Here is a 19,086-nt window from a genome sequence, read left to right as displayed (position 1 = left end):
GGGGCGCCGCTACAGGCGCGCCAGAACTTGGTCGGTGAAGGCGGCGGCGCTGCCCAGATAGCTGCTCGGGTCGGTCAGCCGGGCGAGGGACTCGGCGTCGAGGACCCCGGTCACGCAGCTGTCGCGGCTCAGCGCCTCCGCCAGGGTGAGGCGTTCGGCCAGGGCGATGTCGCAGGCACGGGAGACGGCCTCATGCGCACCGCCGCGGCCGAGCATCGGCGTCAGGCCCATCATCACCGCCTCGGCCATGATCAGGCCGCCGCTGGCCTCCAGGTTGCGCCGCATGCGGTTCGCGTCCACCGTCATGCCCTCGGCGATGGTGACCGCCTGGACCAGGGCGCCATGCGCCAGAGTGAAGGCCTGCGGCAGAGCAAGCGGCTCGGTCTGCCAGGGACCAGCGCCGCGTTCCTGGTCCACGCCCATGGCGCCCAGCATCTGCGGCACCAGCGCCTGCACGCCATGTGCCTGGGCGACGACATACTCGCAGGCGATCGGGTTCCGCTTCTGCGGCATGCTGGAGGAGCTGCCATGGCCAGGGCTGTAAGGCTCGGCCACTTCCGCCACCTCGGTCTGCATCAGCAGCATGACGTCGCTGGCGAACTTCGCCAGGGCGCCGGACAGCAGGCCGAGGAAGCAGGCCGCCTCCGCCATCGAATCGCGCGCCGCATGCCAGGGCACGTCCGGGGCAGCGAGATCCAGCTCGCGCGCCAACGCCTCGGCGACCGCGATGCCACGTCCGCCCAGCGAGGCGAGGGTGCCCGCCGCGCCGCCGAACTGCAGCTTGAGGACGCGCGGCAGAAGCTGGTCCAGCCGCTGCCGCATGGTGATCAGCGGCGAGAGCCAGACGGCGCATTTGTAGCCGAAGGTGACCGGCAGCGCCTGCTGCAGATGGGTGCGGCCGGGCATCACCGTCTCCCTGTGCTGCCGCGCCCGCTCGGCCAGGGCGACATTCAGCCGGTCGAGATCGGTGGCGAGGAGCACAAAGGCCTCGCGCAGCTGCAGCACGACGGCGGTGTCGATGATGTCCTGCGTGGCGGCGCCCCAGTGCACCCAGCGGCCCGCCTCGGTGCCCGCCAGCGCGGCGAGCTGCCGCACCAGCCCGGCCACCGGATAGCCGGCGGTGCGGGTGGCGCGGGCGAGAGCGGGGAGGTCCAGCTTCTCGAACGCGGCCGCCTCCGTGATGGCGGCGGCGGCCTCCTCGGGGACGATGCCGAGCCGTGCCTCGGCGCGGGCCAGCGCGGCCTCCACCGCCAGCATCTGCCCGAGGAAGGCACGCTCGCCCACCACCATGCGCATCGCGTCGGTGCCGTAGAGGACGGAGAGCACCGCCCCATCGGCCGGATTGACGGAAAGCATCGGGGTCAGCCCTCCCTGGAACCCAGCCTCGCTCCCCCTGCAACCCCGGCGCAAGCCCTTGGGTTGCCTGCCGATGTGCCTGGCTTCAGGGCGCCGTCACGTCCAGTTCCCGAGATGCGCCAGCATCGCCGCGGTCAGCGCCTCGGGGGCCTCGTAGTTCGGGATGTGGTGCGTGCCGGGAATGGTGGCGAGGCGGGCGCCGGGAATCGCCGCACGCAGCGCCGCCGTCACGGCGGGCGGCACCACCGGGTCAAGCTCGCCCACGATCACGGTGGTGGGGGCCTGAATGCGGCCGCATACCTCCTCTGCCCGCGCGTCCCGCAACGCGGCGGCGGCGGCGGCATAGCCGAACCGGTCGGTGCGCAGCAGCATCCAGCGCAGCCCCTCGCCAGCCGGCGCTTCCGGGTACCGCACCCAGCGCGGCATCACCGCATCGGCCAGCACCTGGGTGCCCTCGGCCCGCACCGCCTCGATGCGCGCCTGCCAGGTGGCGGGGTCGGGGAATTCGAGGGCGGTGTCGATGAGCATCAGGGAGGTCACGCGCTCCGGCGCATCGGCGGCGAGCTGTTGGGCGATCCGCCCGCCGATCGACAAGCCGGCGACATGCGCCTGCGCGACACCCAGCGTGTCGAGCAGCGCCTGGGCATCCCGCGCCAGCCCCTGCATCGAGTACTCGCCGGGAGTGACGCCGCTCAGGCCATGGCCGCGCAGGTCCGGCCGGATGACCCGGAAGCGGCGGGCCAGCGCCGGAACCTGGGGGTCCCAGACATTGTGGGTGGTGCCGATGGAGTGCAGAAGGAGGAGCGACGGCGCGTCCGCTGGTCCTTCGGTGACGCAATGCGCGAGATGATCCGCGATCCGGAGGAACATGCCTGGCGGTCCTGCTGGGCTGAAGGGGGCGACCGTCGCCTCAGGAAAGGCCGCGGTCAAGCCTTCCGTTCCGAAGCGGAGCGGACTGGGCCGGCCGGGTTCAGCCGCCCGTCACGCCGGAGACCTGCTGCTCCGCCTGGCCGCGCATCGCCCAGCCCGTGGTGCGCACCTCGATGGCGGCGGCCACGGCGTACATCGCAACCCCCATCACCGCCGTCACCATCAGCCCGGCGAAGACCAGCGGCACGTCGAAGCGGCTGCTCGCCACCAGCATGAGCTGGCCGATCCCGGCATTGGAGCCGACCGTCTCGGCCAGGATGGAGCCAACGAAGGCAACGGTGATGGCGATCTTCAGCGAGGCGAAGAAATAAGGCATCGCGCGCGGCAGGCCGACCTTGCGGATGATGTCGGTCGGGCGGGCGCCGAGGGCGCGCAGCACGTCGCGCAGCTCCGGCTCCACCGTGGCGATGCCGGTGGCGACGTTCACCACGATCGGGAAGAAGCTGATCAGGAAGGCGGTGATGATGGCCGGCACGGTGCCGATGCCGAACCAGATCACCAGGATCGGCACCACCGCCACCTTCGGCACCGAATTGAAGCCGATCAGCAGCGGGTAGAGCCCGTGGTAGAGCAGGCTGGAGCTGCCGATCGCCACGCCCAGAGCCAGCCCGAAGACGATGGCGAGGCCGAAGCCGACCAGCGTCGTCATCAGCGTCTGCCAGGCATTCACCAGCAGCGGCTGCCACCATTGCACCATGCTGGCGGCGATGGCTGAGGGAGCGGGCAGGATGAAGGCGTCGATCCGCAGCCCGCGCACCAGCACCTCCCAGAACAGGAAGGTGGCGGCGATGAGCAGCCAGGGCAGCAGCTTCTGCAGCCGGCGGCGGCGGCGCGCGGCGGCGGCCATGGCCTCCACGCGGCGGGCATTGGCGTCGCCCCGGCGCGGCCCCGGAGGGGAAGCGGCATCACGCGGCATTGGCGAGCTCCTCGCCTTTGCGGGCGGCGTTGATGTGGTCGCGCAGCTCATGCACGAGGTTCTGGAAGTCCTGCCGGTAGGTGTCGTCGAGGCTGCGTGGGCGCGGGAAGGGGATTTGGCGCTCGGCCAGGATGCGGCCGGGGCGGGAGGACATCACCAGCACGCGGTCGGCCAGGAAGACGGCCTCCTTCAGGTCGTGCGTCACCAGGATGACGGTCGGCTTCAGCGTCAGGCAGACCTCCTGCAGCTGCGCCCAGAGGTCCTCGCGGGTGAAGATGTCGAGCGCGCCGAAGGGTTCGTCCAGCATCAGGAGCTGCGGGTCGTGGATCAGCGCGCGGCAGAGGCTGGCGCGCTGCTGCATTCCGCCGGAGAGCTGGTGGGGGAATTGCTTCTCGAAGCCCGCCAGCCCGACCATGGCGAGCAGCGCGCGCGCCTTCGCCTCATAGGCGGCGCGTTCGGCGCGCAGGCGGCGGCGGTGCGGCTCGACCACCTCCAGCGGCAGCATCACATTGCCGAGGATGGTGCGCCAGGGCAGCAGCGTCGGGTTCTGGAAGGCCATGCCGACCACGGAGAGCGGCCGATCCACCTCCTGCCCGGCGACCACCACGCTGCCGGCGCTGCTCGGCCACAGGCCGCTGACCAGCTTCATCAGCGTGGACTTGCCGCAGCCGGAGGGGCCGACCACGGCGACGAACTCGCCCCGCCGCACCGCGAGGGTGGTGTCCCGCAAGGCCAGCGTGCCCTCGGCGCCACCATAGCGCATCGAGACGCCGTCGATCTCGACGAAAGGCCGCTCCATCGCCGCCATGTCCTGAACCCCCTCACGCCTGCCGCGCCCGTCGGCTTCAAGTGCCAAGCGGGCAGGGGAGAAAGCAAGCGCAACCACGCGGCGCGACCGCGCTCCACGGGCGCCGGGCCGTCTCCGCTGCCCGCAGGATGTGCAGGGCGCCCAGGGGACAGGCAGGGAGACAGCCCGTGCTGCCAGAGGAATGGTGTGCAACGGCTGGCCCTCTGGCATGTTTCCGGGGGTGCCCGAGCCGCTCTAGCCTCCCTTCATGACATCTCTCGAACTCCTCACGCCGGACGAAATGGGCCGCGCCGACCGCGCGGCCATGGCCGCCGGCATCGCCGGCCCCACGCTGATGCAGGCGGCGGGCGCGGCCGTGGCGCGCGCCATCCGCGCGCGCTTCCGTCCCTGCCGCACGCTGGTGCTGGCGGGGCCTGGCAACAATGGCGGCGATGGCTATGTCGCCGCGCGGCTGCTGGAGCAGGCCGGCTGGCCGGTGGCGGTCGCCGCGCTCGCTCCGCCACGTGCGGGGAGCGATGCCGCCGGAGCCGCGGCGCGCTGGCGCGGCCCGATGGTGCCCTTCAATGCGCAGGAGGCGGCACGCGCCGGGCTGGTGATCGACGCGCTGTTCGGCGCCGGGCTGGCGCGGCCGCTGGAGCCGCCGGTGGTTCAGGTGCTGCAGGCGGTGCGCGCGCCACTGGTGGCCGTGGACGTGCCCTCCGGCCTGGACGGCGCCACCGGCCAGCCGCTCGGCTTCGCGCCGCAGGCCGCCTTGACCGTCACCTTCTTCCGCCGCAAGCCCGGGCACCTGCTGCTGCCGGGGCGCGACCTTTGCGGGACGCTGGAACTGGCGCAGATCGGCCTGCCCGACTCGGTGCTGCCCGAGATCGCACCGCGCGCCTTCCACAACGGGCCCGGCCTGTGGCGCCTGCCGGAGCGGAAGCCGGAGAGCCACAAGTTCAGCCTCGGCCACGTCACCGTGCCCGCCGGCGCGGCGCTGACCGGGGCGGCGCGGCTCGCCGCCGGCGCGGCGCGGCGCGCGGGGGCGGGGCTGGTCAGCCTCGCCGCGCCGGATCGCGCAACCGCCATGCTTCTGCGCGCCGGCGAGCCCGGCCTGATGGTGGCGGAGGAGTCGCCCATCGCGCTGCTTGGCGACGCGCGGCGCAACGTCTGGGTACTCGGCCCCGGCCTGCCGGCGGCGCCGGCGACGCGAGACCTGCTGCGCCGCGTGGTGGAAGCCGGGCGTCAGGTGGTGGCGGATGGCGGCGCGCTGACGGCGGTCAGTGGAACGCCCGAGGCACTGCGCGGCGTCAGCGTGCTTACGCCCCATGCCGGCGAGTTCGCCCGCGTCTTCGGGGCGCCCGGCGAGGACCGTCTGGCGGCGGTGCGCGAGGCGGCGGCGCGCCTCTCGGCTGTCACCGTTCTGAAAGGTTCCGACACCATCATCGCAGCGCCGGATGGCCGTGTCGCGATCAACGACAATGCGCCGCCGGCCATGGCAACGGCGGGCAGCGGCGATGTGCTGGCCGGGGTGGTGGCCGGGCTATTGGCACAGGGCATGGCGCCCTTCGAGGCGGCATGCGCCGGTGTCTGGCTGCATGGCGCGGCGGCGCGCCGGGCGCTCGGCGGACGCCCCGCCGGCGCGCCGCTGCTGCCCGAAGAGTTCATGGCAGAAATCGGCGCAAGTCTCGCCTCGGCGCTTCCCTCGTGACCCTGGGCTGGGGCAATCTTCTCACCATATGTTTCGCGGAGTTTCAGTCCCGGTCCGCGCCGGGCAGGCTGAAGGAGGCACCATGTCAGACGTCGCCGTAGCGGAAGCCGGATTGTTCGACCGGGCGCTGAAGCGCGTCGCGCTGCTGTGGCGCGACATGGCCTCCTCGGTGACAGGCCCGGCCGAGGATGCGTCCTGGGAAGCACGGATGCGGGCCTGCCTGGAGTCGCGGGGCGGCGAGATCTCGGTCCGCAATCGCGCGGCCAGCCTGGCGCAATCCTATACCCAGCTCGACGACGCCGGGCGCATGGCCTTCTTCAAGGCCCTGGCCAGCTTCGACTCGGACCCGGCGGCGGTTGAGGCGGCCATGCGCGAAGTCAGCAGCGCGCCTGACGTCGCCGCGCGCGCCGCCGCGAAGGCACGGTTGCGCCGCATGCTGGAGCCGCCCCGGCTGCGGCTGCTGACGCAGTTCTCCACCATCCCCGACGGGGTGAAGTTCCTGGTCAACCTGCGCGCCGACCTCATGCGTACCATGGGGCGCGATCCCATGCTGCTGGCGCTGGAGGCCGATCTGCGCGGCCTGCTGGCCAACTGGTTCGACCTTGGCTTCCTGGAGCTGCGGCGGATCGACTGGCAATCGCCGGCCGCGCTGCTGGAGAAGCTGGTGGGCTATGAGGCGGTGCACCGCATCCGCACCTGGCGCGATCTGAAGAACCGCCTCGATTCCGATCGCCGCTGCTACGCTTTCTTCCATCCGCGCATGCCGGAGGAGCCGCTGATCTTCGTCGAGGTGGCGCTGGTGAAGGGCCTTTCCGCCTCGGTGCAGAAGCTGCTGGACGAGAAGGCGCCGGTGCAGGACCCGCGCGAGGCCGACACGGCCATCTTCTATTCCATCAACAACTGCCAGCGCGGGCTGGATGGCATCTCCTTCGGCAACTTCCTGATCAAGCGCGTGGTGACGCTGCTGTCAGAGGAATTCTCCAACCTCAAGGCCTTCTCCACCCTCTCGCCGATTCCCGGCTTCCGCCGCTGGCTGGAGGAGCAGCTTATCGAGCCGCAGCCCAACCTGCTGTCGGAGGAAGAGGGCAAGCTGCTCACTGAGGCCTCCGGCCTGTCCGACGGCCATGCCGCGCTGCGCGCCTTGCTGGCCAGCCGCCGGCCGCTCTCGGAACCGTGGTGCGGCAAGGCCGAGCCGGTGCTGACGCGGCTCTGTGCCCGCTACCTGCTGGTCGAGACCGGCAAGCGCGGCCGCCGGGCGCTGGACCCGGTCGGGAACTTCCACCTGTCCAACGGCGCGCGGGTGGAGCGGATCTGCTGGCGCGGCGACATCTCGGACAAGGGCATCCGCGAGAGCCTCGGCTTCATGGTGAACTACCTCTACGACCCCGCGCGGATCGAGAGCTACCACGAGACCTATGTCGGCGAGGGCAACCGTCCCGCCGCGCCGGCGCTGCGCAAGCTGGCGCGCAGCGTGCTCTGAGGCGGGGCGCCGGAGCGGGACTCGTCAGACCTGAAGCCGGGCGGCCGGAAGCTGCTCGAAGCCCGGCCGGCCGATCAGGTAGCCCTGGAACAGCGTGATGCCGAGGTCACGCAGCGCCTGGAACTCGTCCCGCGTCTCCACGCCCTCCGCCACCACGGCGATGCCCAGTTCCGTGCAGAGCGCGACGGCATGGCGCAGGATGATCCGCCGGACCCGGTCCCGGTCCAGGCCGCGGACAAGGGCCATATCGAGCTTCACCGTGTCCGGCTGGAAATCGGCCAGCAGGTTCAGGCCGGAATGGCCGGCGCCGAAGTCGTCGATGGCGGTGCGGAAGCCGATCTCGCGGTAGCAGGCCAGGATGCGGAGCAGGTGCCCAGGGTCCTGTATCGCCTCGTTCTCGGTGAACTCGAAGACCAGCCGCTCGCGCGGCAGGCCGGCCTTCTGCGCCGCCGCCAGGCTGGCGCGGATGCAGGCGCGTGGCTCGTAGACCGCGTTGGGCATGAAGTTGATGGAGAGCGCCGCCGCCGTCGCGCCCAGACCCAGCGCGGTGGCCATCTCGATGGCGCGGACGCGGCAGGTCTGATCGAAGAGGTACCGGTTCTGCTCGTTCACCTGGGCAAGCACGCTGCCGGCGCCCTCGCCGTTCGGGCCGCGCACCAGCGCCTCGTAGGCGTAGAGCGTGGTGCCGCCCTCCGGCGCGCAGCGCAGGATCGGCTGGAAGGCCATCGAGAGTGGCGGAAGGGTGGCGGAGCCTTCGCGGCAGCCGGCACAGGCCCGGCGATGGTCGGTCGGCTCGGCGTCCAGGCGTCCCACGGCGGCAACTCTCCGGTTAGCGGCGGTCGCAGTCTGCGCGACACACGATAATGACAGGTAAACGACGGGAGCCTTGGTCCACCAGCCCATCGCCCATAGGCTAAGACCGTCCAAGACTGGCGGATAACGAGGGAAAGCCGATGAACGCCACGCCCGATCCGCGCGCCCTGCGCGCCGCCGACGACCCGGTCCACCGGCTGCGGATGCTGCGGGCGCTGGAGCGAAAGCTTCTCTGGCTCTCCGCCTGGACCATCCATCACGCCAACCACATCCGCCCGAACCGGGACGGGCTGAAGGTGGGCGGGCATCAGGCCTCTTCCGCCTCGGTCGCGGCCATCATGACGGCACTCTATTTCGACATCCTGCGGCCGCAGGACAGGGTGGCGGTGAAGCCGCATGCCGGGCCGGTCTTCCACGCGGTGAACTACCTGCTGGGGCGGCAGGAGCGCGAGAAGCTCTCCACCCTGCGCGCCTTCGGAGGCATCCAGCCCTATCCGAGCCGCGTGAAGGACGGGCCGGAAGTGGACTTCTCCACCGGCTCGGTCGGGCTCGGCGTGGCGATGACCAGCTTCGCCGCGCTGGTGCAGGACTATGTGCGGCTGCACGAGCTCGGGCGCCCGGAGCTGCCGCATGGCCGCCACGTCGCCATCGTCGGCGATGCCGAACTGGACGAGGGGAACATCTACGAGGCCCTGCTGGAGGGCTGGAAGCACGACATCCGCGACGTCTGGTGGGTGGTGGACTACAACCGCCAGAGCCTCGATTCCGTGGTGCCGGACCGGCTCTTCGGCCGTATCGAGGGGCTGTTCCGCGACATGGGCTGGAACGTCGTCACCCTGAAATACGGCCGCAAGCTGGAGGCCGCCTTCGCCCGGCCGGAGGGCGAGCACCTGCGGCGCTGGATCGACGACTGCCCGAACAGCCTCTACGCCGCGCTGACCTTCCAGGGTGGCGCCGCCTGGCGCAGCGCGCTGCTGGCGGAATTGGGCCGCATTCCCGGCATCCGCGCCATCATCGACCCGCTGACCGACGAGGAACTCGGCGCGCTGATGACCAATCTCGGCGGGCACGACGTCGAGACGCTGACCGAGGCCTTCCGCGCCCAGGAGGCGGCGGGGGACCAGCCGACCTGCTTCATCGCCTATACCGTGAAGGGCATGGGCCTGCCCTTCGCCGGGCACAAGGACAACCATGCCGGGCTGATGACCAAGGAGCAGATGCAGGCCTTCCGCGAGGAGATGCGCATCCGCCCCGGCCATGAGTGGGACCTCTTCGAAGGGCTGGAGGTTCCCGAGGCCGAGCTGCGCGCCTTCCTGGCGCAGGTGCCCTTCGCCAAGCCGCTGACGCCGGAAGGCCGCAGTCTGGCGGCGCCCTATGTGCCGGTGCCGGAGCGGTTGCCGGCGGTGCGCCTGCCGCCGAACCGGACGCTCTCCACCCAGGCCGCCTTCGGCGAGCTGATGGCCGAGATCGGGCGCGGTGGGCGGGAGATGGCGCCGCTGGCCGAGCGCGTCGTCACCACCAGCCCGGATGTGACGGTCTCCACCAATCTCGGCCCCTGGGTGAACCGGCGCGGCATCTTCGACCGGCACCTGAAGAACGACGTGTTCCGCGATGCCAAGGTCGCCTCGGCGCAACGCTGGGGCATGTCGCCCAAGGGGCAGCATATCGAGCTGGGTATCGCCGAGCAGAACCTGTTCCTCGTGCTCGGCGCGCTGGGCCTGGCCGACCGGATGCACGGCGCGCGGCTGCTGCCGGTCGGCACGGTCTATGATCCCTTCGTCAACCGCGGCCTCGATGCGCTGATCTATGCCTGCTACCAGGATGCGCGCTTCCTGCTGGTCTCCACCCCCTCGGGGCTGAGCCTGGCGCCGGAGGGCGGCCAGCACCAGAGCGTCAACACGCCGCTGATCGGCATGGCGCAGGACCGGCTCGTCGCCTACGAGCCCGCCCATGCCGACGAACTGGCCATCCTGCTGCGCCACGCCTTTCACCACATGCAGCAGCCCGATGGCTCGGCGGTCTGGCTGCGGCTCTCCACCCGCGGCGTGCCGCAGCCGGCGCGCAGCCTCGATCCGGCGGCGGTGATCGAGGGCGGCTACTGGGCGGTGCCTCCCGACGAGGGCGCCCGGATCGCCATCGCCTATCAGGGGCCGGTGGCGCCGGAGGCCTGGGCCGCCTTCGAGGCGCTGCGCGAGGAGGAACCGGGCGCCGGGCTGCTGGCCATCACCTCGCCCGACCGGCTGCATGACGGCTGGCTGAAGGCGCGCCACGCGGCGCGGCAGGGGCCGGGCGCGGCGCTCTCGCCCGTGGAGCGGCTGCTGGCGCCCCTGGCGACCGGCGCGGCGATCGTCTCCGTGCTGGACGGGCACCCGGCGGCGCATAGCTGGCTCGGCGCCGTGCGCGGGCAGCGGGTGGTGCCGCTCGGGGTGGACCGCTTCGGGCAGTCCGGTGATATCCCGTCCCTGTACCGTGAGTACGGGCTGGACACGGACGCCATTCTCGATGCCTGCGCCCAGGCGTTGCTAAAAGGCTAGAGCAGATCCCGTTCCAATGGCATCATCGGAACGGGTGAAGATGCTCGTCAAAACAGACGGCTGGAGCGTTTTCCGTGAGCCAGAGCGAACGGAAAATGCTCTAGCCCAGCCGTTCAACCCATAGCTCCGGTGTGCTCCCGCAGCAGGGCGCGAAGCGCGCCGGCTGCCTTGCGCGGGCGGCGCAGCAGCAACAGGCGGAGATGCGCATGGCTGTCGCGCGCCAGCATGGCCTTGGCCTTGAGGCTCGCGTGCCGGCCTGGCGTCCTTATCCCTTGCGGAAGAAGACGGTGAGGCGGCGCATCGCCTCCTCGGCCAGAGCCGGGTTGACGGCGAAGCAGAGCCGCATCTTGCCCTGGCCGGCGGGGCCGAAGGCGGTGCCGGGGGCCAGCCCGACCTTCGCCTCGCGCAGCAGGCGGATGGCGAGCGCGCGGGAATCGGTCTCGCCGGCCACCGAGAGCATCAGATAGAAGCTGCCCTCCGGCGGCTGCACGGTGATGCCGGGGAGCGCCGCGAAGCCCTCCGTGAAGATCCGCCGGCTCTCCCGGCAGCGCGCCACCATGGTGCGGATGAAATCGTCGCCCTGCTCCAGCGCCGCGATGCAGGCGTGCTGCAGGAAGGTCGGGATGCTGGTGGTGTTGTACTGGCTCAGGTTGTCGAAGACCGGCGCCAGCCCCTCCGGAAAGACCAGCCAGCCGGCCCGCCAGCCGGTCATCGCCCAGTTCTTGGAGAAAGTGTTGGTGACCAGCAGCTTATCCGTGGCGCCACAGATCTCCAGGAAGGAAGGGGCGATGGCATTGCCGTAGGTGAAGTGGTTGTAGACCTCGTCGGAGAGAATCCAGAGGCCGCGCGCGCGGGCGAGGTCGCGCAGCGCCAGCATCTCCGCCTTCGGCATCACCCAGCCCGTCGGGTTGGCGGGCGAGTTGATGGCGATCATCCGGGTGCGCGGGGTGATCGCGGCCTCGATGTCGGCCAGCTCCAGCCGAAAGGCGCCGGCGGCATCCTGGCGCAGCGCGACCGGGACCGGGGCGCCGCCCAGCACCTTGGCGGCCTCGGCCAGGTTCGGCCAGTGCGGGGTGGGGAAGATCACCTCGTCGCCGGGGCTGAGCACCGCCTGCATCGCCTGCATGATGGCGTTCATGCCGCCGACGGTGATGGTGAAGCGCTCCGGCGGCACGTCCACGCCCCAGTGGCGGCGATGGTAGTCGGAGAGGGCCTGGCGCAGCCGGGGCAGACCGAGCGAGTAGGTGTAGCGGGTGTGGCCGGCCCGCATGGCCTCGGCCGCCGCCTCGGTGACGAAGGCAGGGGTGGGCAGGTCGCCCTCGCCGACCCAGAGCTTGATGACCTCCGGGTCCTCCAGGCCGAGATAGGCGATCTCGGCGATCTGGTTCTGCGGCAGACTGCGGATCCGCTCGGGCAGGTCCTCGAAGGGGGTGGTTGCAGGCAAGGTGCCGAGGGTGGCGTTCATGCGGGTCTCCGGGGCGAGGGGCCTGTGTGCCGCCGCTGCAGGAGGCGCGCAAGCCGGGTGCCCGCGCAGCCACCCTTTCAAAGCGGCGCCCGCTGCGCTAAACGCGCCGGCTTAAGGAGCGCCGTGCCTCGCATGCGGGCGTGGTGGAATTGGCAGACACGCTGGATTTAGGTTCCAGTGGCGCAAGCCGTGGGGGTTCAAGTCCCTCCGCCCGCACCATCGGGACTGCCGGCGGAATATCGATCTTCTTCAGGAGCATTGTGTGGCGATGCAGGTGACCGAGCTGGCAGCCGAGGGGCTGAAGCGGGCCTTTACCGTGGTGGTTCCGGCGGCGGATATCGCCGCGGCGCGCGATCAGCGCCTGACGTCGCTCGCCAAGGAGGTCCGCCTGCCTGGTTTCCGCCCCGGCAAGGTGCCGATGGGCGTGGTGAAGCAGCGCTACGGTTCCGCCATCATGGGCGAGGTGCTGGAGGAGCAGGTGCAGTCCGCCACCAAGAACGTGGTGGACGAGCGCGGCCTGCGTCCGGCGATGCAGCCCAAGGTGGAGCTGGTGAACTTCGCCGAGGGCGCCGACCTCGAGTTCAAGATCGAGCTGGAGCAGCTCCCCGAGATCCCGCTGCCCGACTTCTCCACCATCGAGCTGGAGAAGCCGGTGGCGAAGGTGGGCGACGAGGAAGTCACCAAGGCGCTTGAGGGCATCGCCGCCCGCAACCGCGAGCTGGAGGACGTCGCCGAGGCGCGCCCCGCCGCGAAGGGCGACGTGGTGGTCACGGATTTCGTCGGGCGGCTGGTGGAGGGGGGAGCGAACCTCCTGCCGGAGAACGGCTTCTTCGGCGGCGCCTTTGGCGAGATCGAGGCACAGCCGGCGGTGAAGGTCGTCGCCAAGGGCGGTGAGGGTGACCAAGCCTGGTACGACGTCTCGGTGACGGGCAGCTTCAAGGGCGCCGGGCAGGTCACGCTCGGTTTCGTGCAGCCGGGCGTCCTGGCGACCAAGGCGGGCGATACCCTGACGCTGAAGGGCGGGTATCGCCTGGTCTCCGGGGAGTGGCCGGCCAATGTCACGGCGATCGTCGATCTCTCCGAGCGCAACGCGGAAAAGGCCTGGCTGAAGCATAACCAGGCCAACCTGGCCACGCCGGATGGCGAGACGCGCCCGATCGCGTTCACGGCCACGCTGAGCCACGAGAGCACGGCATCGGTCTTCCCGGTGCTGCGCATTATGGTCACTGGCCCGACCGAGTTCGACCTGGTTCTGCGGCTGGAGGGTGTGAGCCTGACCCGCGGGGGCGAGGCGGGCGGCCTTTCCGAGCCCTTCCCGGGCGGCTCCGGCACGGATATGCCGGTGGAGATCGGCGGCAGCGGCTTCATCCCCGGCTTTGCCGAGGGGCTGGAGGGCGTCCAGATCGGCGAGACCCGCCATGTGGACGTGACCTTCCCGGCCGAGTACGGCGCCGCCGAACTGGCCGGCAAGCCCGCCCGCTTCGAGCTGACCGCCAAGGCGCTGAAGAAGCCTGCCCAGGCGACGCTGGACGACGACTTCGCCAAGAAGCTCGGCCTGGAGAGCCTGGACGAGCTGAAGAAGCGGATCGGCGAGTCCCTGCAGGGCGAGTACGACCAGCTCTCCCGCCTCAACGTGAAGCGCAAGCTGCTGGACGCCCTTTCGGCGCAGGCCTCCTTCGAGGTGCCGCAGAGCATGGTGGACATGGAGTTCGCCCAGATCTGGCAGCGCGTCGAGGCCGATATGAAGGCCGGCCGGCTGGACGAGGAGGACAAGGGCAAGGACGAGGAGACGCTGAAGGCCGACTACCGCGCCATCGCCGAGCGCCGAATCCGCCTGGGCCTGCTGCTCTCCGAGATCGGCCGCAGCAACAACATCCAGGTGAGCAACGAGGAGCTCTCCCGGGCGATGCGCACCGAGGCGCAGCGCTACCCCGGGCAGGAGCGGCAGGTGCTGGAGTTCTTCCAGAAGAATCCGCAGGCCATTGAAAACCTTCGGGCGCCGCTCTTCGAGGAGAAGGTTGTGGATTTCATGCTGGAACTGGCCAAGGTGACCGAGAAGGAGGTCCCCGCGGCCGAGCTCTCGGCTGAACCCTCGGTCTGAGGGCACCTCGCCTCGCGGGTTGCGGCGGGCCGGGCGCGGAAATACCGCCCCGGCCCGCAAGCGTGAAGGGTTCCCCCCTCTTTCGCCAGCGTGGCGTCTGCCCCATGTTAACCTTCGAAGTCTAAGGTGACGGCGGCAGGTTGGCGCCGGGCTGAAGCGGGCAGGGGCTCGCGGAGGCACCCGGGCCCCGCCGCCGCGAGAGGATGCAAGATGCGGGACCGCGATCCGGTCGAGATCTATAACAACCTCGTCCCCATGGTGGTTGAGCAGACCGCGCGGGGCGAGCGGGCTTTCGATATCTATTCGCGCCTGCTGAAGGAGCGGATCATCTTCCTGACGGGTCCGGTCTATGACCAGATGTCGTCGCTGATCTGCGCTCAGCTGCTGTTCCTGGAGAGCGAGAATCCGAACAAGGATATCGCCTTCTACATCAACAGCCCGGGTGGCGTGGTCTCGGCGGGCCTGGCGATGTACGATACCATGCAGTACATCCGCAGCCCGGTGAGTACCGTCTGCCTTGGCATGGCGGCCTCCATGGGTAGCCTGCTGCTGACGGCCGGAGCCAAGGGCAAGCGCTTCGCCCTGCCGAACAGCCGCATCATGGTGCACCAGCCCTCGGGCGGCGCCCAGGGCCAGGCGACGGACATCGAAATCCAGGCGCGCGAGATCCTGGCGTTGCGCAAGCGCCTGAACCAAATCTATGTCAAGCACACCGGCCAGCCGATCGAGGAGATCGAGCGCAAGCTGGAGCGCGACAGCTACATGTCCGCCGAGGAAGCCAAGGAGTTCGGCCTGATCGACCAGGTGGTCGAGGAGCGGCCGCTGACGGCTGCCGAGGCGTCGAAGGGGTGATGGACCACCGGGAATCCGCAGCTGGCGCTTCCCGGAGGCACCTCTTGAGAGGGATGGCAGGGCCGGCGCGGGCCGCCCGCCTCCCGTTCCGCTTCCCCCTGGATGACAGGGGGGCTACAGTCCCGCAAGATCCGACGGTCCATCCCCGGAGGGTCCAGGAGCGCGCATGAGCAAGTCCGGCGACTCGAAGAACACCCTGTATTGCTCGTTCTGCGGCAAGTCGCAGCACGAGGTCCGCAAACTCATCGCCGGCCCGACGGTCTTCATCTGCGACGAGTGTGTCGAACTCTGCATGGACATCATCCGTGAGGAGCACAAGACGCACTTGGTGAAGTCCCGCGACGGGGTGCCGACCCCGCGCGAGATCTGCAAGGTGCTGGATGATTACGTGATCGGGCAGGAGCACGCCAAGCGTGTGCTTTCGGTCGCGGTTCACAATCATTACAAGCGCCTGGCGCATGGCGGGAAGACCGGCGACGTCGAGATCGCCAAGTCGAACATCATGCTGGTCGGGCCCACCGGCTCGGGCAAGACGCTGCTGGCCCAGACCCTGGCCCGCATCCTCGACGTTCCCTTCACCATGGCGGATGCGACCACGCTGACCGAGGCGGGCTATGTCGGCGAGGATGTGGAGAACATCATCCTCAAGCTGCTGCAGGCGGCCGACTACAATGTCGAGCGGGCGCAGCGCGGCATCGTCTATATCGACGAGGTCGACAAGATCAGCCGCAAGTCGGACAACCCCTCGATCACCCGCGACGTGAGCGGGGAGGGTGTCCAGCAGGCCCTGCTGAAGATCATGGAAGGCACCGTGGCCTCCGTGCCGCCGCAGGGCGGGCGCAAGCACCCGCAGCAGGAATTCCTGCAGGTCGACACCTCGAACATCCTCTTCATCTGCGGCGGCGCTTTCGCCGGGCTGGAGAAGATCATCGCCGGCCGCGGCAAGGGCTCGGGAATCGGCTACGGCGCCGAGGTCCGGGGGCCGGACGAGCGCCGCACCGGGCAGATCCTGCGCGAGGTGGAGCCGGAGGACCTGCTGAAGTTCGGGCTGATCCCGGAGTTCATCGGCCGCCTGCCGGTCGTGGCCACGCTGGACGACCTGGACGAGAAGACGCTGGTCGAAATCCTGACCAAGCCGAAGAACGCCCTGGTCAAGCAGTACCAGCGCCTGTTCGAGATGGAAGCCACCAAGCTGACCTTCACCGAGGACGCGCTGCGCTCGGTCGCCACCCGCGCCATCCAGCGCAAGACCGGCGCCCGTGGCCTGCGCTCGATCATGGAGGGCATCCTGCTCGGCACCATGTTCGACCTGCCGGGGCTGGAGGATGTCGAAGAGGTTGTGGTGAACAAGGAGGTGGCCGAAGGCCGTGCCGCCCCGCTGTTCATCTATGGTGAACGGGCAGCGGAGCAGACTTCCGCGTGAGGTCAAGCCCGGCCGGGAAAGCAGGGCTGGCCTACGCGGCTTGCCCTGCGCCCGTGCCGTTCCCATTTCATGGGAGATCCCCGTGGCGTGGCTCCGTGCCGAGACTGGGCGGAGCCGTGCCGGCTGTCCTGAGTGAGGTCCCCAATGGCGGATAAAAAACCCGAATTGAAGAGCGGCGAGCTGCTTCCCGTGCTCCCGCTGCGGGACATCGTGGTGTTCCCACATATGATCGTTCCGCTTTTTGTGGGGCGAGAGAAGAGCGTCCGTGCGCTGGAAGCGGTGATGCGGGAGGACAAGCAGATCCTGCTCGTCGCCCAGCGCAACGCATCCCAGGACGATCCTGGCGCGGATGATCTGTACGAGGTCGGCACCGTCTCGACTGTGCTGCAGCTGCTGAAGCTGCCGGACGGTACCGTCAAGGTGCTGGTTGAAGGCGGCAAGCGCGCCCGCGTGCTCGGCTTCAAGGAGACGGAGCAGTATTTCGAGGCCTATACCGCCGCGATCGATGAGGCCGAGGCCGAGTCGTCCGAGGTGGAGGCGCTCGCCCGCACCGTGGTCTCCCAGTTCGAGCAGTACATCAAGCTCAACAAGAAGATCGCGCCCGAGGTGCTGGTCTCGATCAACCAGATCGACGATGCGGCCAAGCTCGCGGACACGGTCGCCAGCCACCTGAACCTGAAGATCAGCGAGAAGCAGGAGCTGCTCGAGATCGCCAGCGTGGCGCAGCGGCTGGAGCGGGTCTTTGCTCACATGGAGAGCGAGATCGGCGTCCTTCAGGTGGAGAAGCGCATCCGGAACCGCGTCAAGCGGCAGATGGAGAAGACCCAGCGCGAGTACTACCTGAACGAGCAGCTGAAGGCGATCCAGAAGGAACTGGGCGAGGGCGAGGACGGCAAGGACGAGGCCGCCGAGCTGGAGGCCAAGATCAAGGCCACCAAGCTCTCCCCCGAGGCGCGCGACAAGGCTCTGGGCGAGCTGAAGAAGCTCCGCACCATGTCCCCCATGAGCGCCGAGGCGACGGTGGTGCGCAACTACCTCGACTGGATCCTCTCCATTCCCTGGAAGAAGAAGTCGAAGGTCCGCAACGACCTGGCCAAGGCCGAGGCGGTGCTGGACGCCGACCACTACGGGCTGGACAAGATCAAGGAGCGCATCCTGGAGTATCTGGCGGTGCAGTCGCGCTCGCCGAAGATCCGGGGTCCCATCCTCTGTCTGGTCGGCCCTCCGGGTGTTGGCAAGACCTCGCTCGGCAAGTCGATCGCCAGGGCCACCAACCGCAACTTCGTGCGCATGTCGCTGGGTGGCGTGCGGGACGAGGCGGAGGTTCGCGGCCACCGGCGGACCTATATCGGCTCCATGCCTGGCAAGGTCATCCAGGGCATGAAGAAGGCGAAGACCTCCAACCCGCTCTTCCTGCTGGACGAGATCGACAAGCTCGGCGCCGACTGGCGCGGGGACCCGTCCTCGGCCCTGCTGGAGGTGCTGGACCCGGAGCAGAACGCCACCTTCGCCGACCACTACCTGGAGGTGGATTACGACCTTTCCGACGTGATGTTCGTCACCACGGCCAACAGCCTGCGCATGCCGCAGCCGCTGCTGGACCGCATGGAGATCATCCGCATCCCCGGCTACACCGAGGATGAGAAGGTCCAGATCGCCAAGCGCCACCTGCTGCCCAAGGTCACCGAGGCCAACGGGCTCAAGGAAGGCGAGTGGAGCGTCTCCGACGAGGCCCTGCTGGACCTCATCCGCTACTACACGCGCGAGGCCGGTGTCCGGAACCTTGAGCGTGAGATCGGCGGGCTGGCCCGCAAGGCGGTGAAGGAGATCGTCTCCAAGAAGGCGAAGAAGGTCGCGATCAACCGCAAGAACCTCGACAAGTATGCCGGGGTGCGGAAGTTCCGCTATGGCGAGGCCGAGGCCGAGGACATGGTGGGCGTGGTCACCGGCCTGGCCTGGACCGAGGTGGGTGGCGAGATCCTGACCATCGAGTCGGTCATGGTGCCGGGCAAGGGCAAGGTGCAGACCACCGGCAAGCTGGGCGATGTGATGCAGGAGAGCGTCTCCGCGGCCATCTCCTATGTCCGCAGCCGCTCGACCAGCTTCGGCATCAAGCCGAACGTCTATGACCGGCGGGACATCCACGTGCACGTGCCGGAGGGGGCGACCCCGAAGGACGGGCCTTCCGCCGGCATCGCCATGGCGACCTCGATCGTCTCGGTGCTGACCGGTATTCCGGTGCGCAAGGATGTCGCCATGACCGGCGAGATCACGTTGCGCGGGCGGGTGCTGCCGATCGGCGGGCTGAAGGAGAAGCTGCTCGCGGCGCTGCGGGCCGGCATCACCACGGTGTTCATCCCCAAGGACAATGAAAAGGATCTCGCTGAGATCCCGGACAACGTGAAGAAGGGGCTGACCATCATCCCCGTCGCGCATGTGGACGAGGTGATCAGCCAGGCGCTGGTCCGCGCTCCGGAGGCGATCGACTGGATCGAGCCGGAGGAGGCCACGCCGGCGCCGGCCGACGGCAAGGCGGCCCAACCGGCCAGCCTGCCGCACTGAGCGGCCGAGGGACTGAAGAACAGGGCCGGGGGGCTTGCCCCAGCCACTAGCTTAACGTGTTGATGGCGGGGGCGGCAGTAATGCCGCCCCCGCTACTTCATTCGGCCGCCGCCTGCCGCTCCCACAGGCGCTCGATGGCGACCCGCAAGTCATAGC

General features: G+C 69.5%; 12 protein-coding genes, 1 tRNA gene and 2 pseudogenes. 9 read left to right on the top strand and 6 right to left on the bottom strand.

Features of this window, described 5'->3' with window-relative positions; genetic code table 11:
• Positions 1–9 precede the first annotated feature (9 nt).
• The 4 genes from pcaB to QMO56_RS20445 all read right to left on the bottom strand — a co-directional run bounded on the left by pcaB (position 10) and on the right by QMO56_RS20445 (position 4,010).
• Positions 10–1,356, bottom strand: a complete 1,347-nt coding sequence (gene pcaB / locus QMO56_RS20460; protein WP_283528840.1) for a 3-carboxy-cis,cis-muconate cycloisomerase — start codon at positions 1,354–1,356, stop codon at positions 10–12.
• A gap of 96 nt (positions 1,357–1,452) precedes the next feature.
• Positions 1,453–2,226 carry an alpha/beta fold hydrolase gene (locus QMO56_RS20455; RefSeq protein ID WP_283528839.1) on the bottom strand — a complete coding sequence of 258 codons (774 nt, stop codon included), beginning with the start codon at positions 2,224–2,226 and terminating at the stop codon, positions 1,453–1,455.
• A 100-nt stretch (positions 2,227–2,326) separates the two neighbouring features.
• Complete coding sequence (locus QMO56_RS20450) at positions 2,327–3,202, bottom strand: ABC transporter permease (protein WP_283528837.1); 876 nt, start codon at positions 3,200–3,202, stop codon at positions 2,327–2,329.
• Positions 3,192–4,010: an ABC transporter ATP-binding protein gene (locus QMO56_RS20445; RefSeq protein ID WP_408906543.1), complete on the bottom strand. Its 819-nt coding sequence runs from the start codon at positions 4,008–4,010 to the stop codon at positions 3,192–3,194. The genes QMO56_RS20450 and QMO56_RS20445 overlap by 11 nt, the downstream gene beginning before the upstream one ends.
• 247 nt (positions 4,011–4,257) lie before the next feature.
• Here QMO56_RS20445 and QMO56_RS20440 point away from each other — a divergent pair, with 247 nt between their 5' ends.
• Both QMO56_RS20440 and QMO56_RS20435 read left to right on the top strand, forming a co-directional pair.
• Complete coding sequence (locus QMO56_RS20440; RefSeq protein ID WP_283528833.1) at positions 4,258–5,700, top strand: NAD(P)H-hydrate dehydratase; 1,443 nt, start codon at positions 4,258–4,260, stop codon at positions 5,698–5,700.
• Between the two features lie 82 nt (positions 5,701–5,782).
• Entirely contained in the window at positions 5,783–7,180 is a 1,398-nt protein-coding gene (locus QMO56_RS20435) for a malonyl-CoA decarboxylase (RefSeq protein WP_283528831.1), read from the top strand.
• A gap of 24 nt (positions 7,181–7,204) precedes the next feature.
• Here the strand turns inward: QMO56_RS20435 and QMO56_RS20430 are convergent, their stop codons facing one another.
• Positions 7,205–7,906: an EAL domain-containing protein gene (locus QMO56_RS20430; protein ID WP_283528934.1), complete on the bottom strand. Its 702-nt coding sequence runs from the start codon at positions 7,904–7,906 to the stop codon at positions 7,205–7,207.
• 290 nt (positions 7,907–8,196) lie between these two features.
• Here QMO56_RS20430 and QMO56_RS20425 point away from each other — a divergent pair, with 290 nt between their 5' ends.
• A complete protein-coding gene (locus QMO56_RS20425) occupies positions 8,197–10,527 on the top strand; it encodes a 1-deoxy-D-xylulose-5-phosphate synthase N-terminal domain-containing protein (protein WP_283528932.1) in 2,331 nt (776 codons plus the stop codon).
• A 265-nt stretch (positions 10,528–10,792) separates the two neighbouring features.
• On the opposite strand, the gene QMO56_RS20420 is transcribed toward QMO56_RS20425, so the two are convergent.
• The gene (locus tag QMO56_RS20420; protein ID WP_283528829.1) at positions 10,793–11,992 is read right to left on the bottom strand and encodes a pyridoxal phosphate-dependent aminotransferase; all 1,200 of its coding nucleotides are present in this window, start codon (positions 11,990–11,992) and stop codon (positions 10,793–10,795) included.
• 134 nt (positions 11,993–12,126) lie between these two features.
• Between QMO56_RS20420 and QMO56_RS20415 the strand changes: the two genes are divergently transcribed.
• From QMO56_RS20415 to lon, 6 genes and pseudogenes are all read left to right on the top strand, one after another.
• Positions 12,127–12,211: transfer RNA gene (locus tag QMO56_RS20415), tRNA-Leu, on the top strand.
• A gap of 49 nt (positions 12,212–12,260) precedes the next feature.
• Positions 12,261–12,626, top strand: a pseudogene (locus QMO56_RS20410) (trigger factor); the annotation flags it as partial.
• A 675-nt stretch (positions 12,627–13,301) separates the two neighbouring features.
• Positions 13,302–14,093: pseudogene (gene tig / locus QMO56_RS20405) on the top strand (trigger factor); the annotation flags it as partial.
• 210 nt (positions 14,094–14,303) lie between these two features.
• On the top strand, positions 14,304–14,945 hold the full coding sequence (clpP, locus tag QMO56_RS20400; RefSeq protein WP_283528827.1) for an ATP-dependent Clp endopeptidase proteolytic subunit ClpP: 642 nt from the start codon (positions 14,304–14,306) through the stop codon (positions 14,943–14,945).
• A 166-nt stretch (positions 14,946–15,111) separates the two neighbouring features.
• A complete protein-coding gene (gene clpX / locus QMO56_RS20395) occupies positions 15,112–16,368 on the top strand; it encodes an ATP-dependent Clp protease ATP-binding subunit ClpX (RefSeq protein ID WP_283528826.1) in 1,257 nt (418 codons plus the stop codon).
• Positions 16,369–16,512: 144 nt separating this feature from the next.
• The gene (gene lon, locus QMO56_RS20390; protein WP_283528824.1) at positions 16,513–18,930 is read left to right on the top strand and encodes an endopeptidase La; all 2,418 of its coding nucleotides are present in this window, start codon (positions 16,513–16,515) and stop codon (positions 18,928–18,930) included.
• The last annotated feature ends 156 nt before the right edge of the window (positions 18,931–19,086 follow it).

This window comes from Roseomonas sp. E05 (genome assembly GCF_030063475.1).
Classification (GTDB): Bacteria; Pseudomonadota; Alphaproteobacteria; order Acetobacterales; family Acetobacteraceae; genus Pseudoroseomonas.
This window is presented reverse-complemented; position numbering and strand designations above follow the sequence as displayed.

Bases quoted from the DNA above. Each gene is read 5' to 3' on its own strand.
- pcaB (WP_283528840.1), bottom strand. From the start codon at position 1,356: ATGCTTTCCGTCAATCCGGCCGATGGGGCGGTGCTCTCCGTCCTCTAC.
- QMO56_RS20455 (WP_283528839.1), bottom strand. From the start codon at position 2,226: ATGTTCCTCCGGATCGCGGATCATCTCGCGCATTGCGTCACCGAAGGA.
- QMO56_RS20450 (WP_283528837.1), bottom strand. From the start codon at position 3,202: ATGCCGCGTGATGCCGCTTCCCCTCCGGGGCCGCGCCGGGGCGACGCC.
- QMO56_RS20445 (WP_408906543.1), bottom strand. From the start codon at position 4,010: ATGGCGGCGATGGAGCGGCCTTTCGTCGAGATCGACGGCGTCTCGATG.
- QMO56_RS20440 (WP_283528833.1), top strand. From the start codon at position 4,258: ATGACATCTCTCGAACTCCTCACGCCGGACGAAATGGGCCGCGCCGAC.
- QMO56_RS20435 (WP_283528831.1), top strand. From the start codon at position 5,783: ATGTCAGACGTCGCCGTAGCGGAAGCCGGATTGTTCGACCGGGCGCTG.
- QMO56_RS20430 (WP_283528934.1), bottom strand. From the start codon at position 7,906: ATGGCCTTCCAGCCGATCCTGCGCTGCGCGCCGGAGGGCGGCACCACG.
- QMO56_RS20425 (WP_283528932.1), top strand. From the start codon at position 8,197: ATGCTGCGGGCGCTGGAGCGAAAGCTTCTCTGGCTCTCCGCCTGGACC.
- QMO56_RS20420 (WP_283528829.1), bottom strand. From the start codon at position 11,992: ATGAACGCCACCCTCGGCACCTTGCCTGCAACCACCCCCTTCGAGGAC.
- clpP (WP_283528827.1), top strand. From the start codon at position 14,304: ATGCGGGACCGCGATCCGGTCGAGATCTATAACAACCTCGTCCCCATG.
- clpX (WP_283528826.1), top strand. From the start codon at position 15,112: ATGAGCAAGTCCGGCGACTCGAAGAACACCCTGTATTGCTCGTTCTGC.
- lon (WP_283528824.1), top strand. From the start codon at position 16,513: ATGGCGGATAAAAAACCCGAATTGAAGAGCGGCGAGCTGCTTCCCGTG.